The following is a 455-nucleotide window of genomic DNA, read 5'->3' as shown; positions in this document are numbered from 1 at the left end:
CGCCCGGGGTGTCGGCGGGGTTCGAAAATGGCATGAGCGACGTGTTCGGCAAGGCCAACGGCCTGATGACCGGTTTCTACAGCGGTAACTGGGGCGTATTGCTGTCCGCCATCGCCAGCAACAACCAAAACAATATCCTGGCCACGCCGAGCATCGTCACGCTGGATAACGCCGAGGCGGAGTTCAGCGTCGGGCAGGATGTGCCGATCCTGACCGGTTCGCAAACCACCAACAGCGATAACGTCTTCAATACCGTGTCGCGCAAGACGGTGGGGATCAAACTCAAGGTCAAACCGCAGATCAACCAGGGCCAGTCCGTGTTGCTGCAGATCGAACAGGAGGTCTCCAGCGTTGCCGACAGCGCCGGCGCCACGCCGGATTCGCTGGGGGCGATCTTCAATATCCGCACGGTCAACAACACGGTGCTGGTGGACAGCGGCGAAACCGTGGTGGTG

At 60.9% G+C, this 455-nt stretch carries 1 pseudogene; it reads left to right on the top strand.

Features of this window, described 5'->3' with window-relative positions:
- A pseudogene (locus tag BJP35_RS08850) lies at positions 1–455 on the top strand (type II secretion system protein GspD); the annotation flags it as partial.

The organism is Enterobacter sp. J49 (assembly GCF_002148625.1).
GTDB lineage: Bacteria > Pseudomonadota > Gammaproteobacteria > Enterobacterales > Enterobacteriaceae > Enterobacter > Enterobacter ludwigii.
Note: the sequence above shows the minus strand (reverse complement) of the source record. Positions and strands in the feature narration are given on the sequence as shown.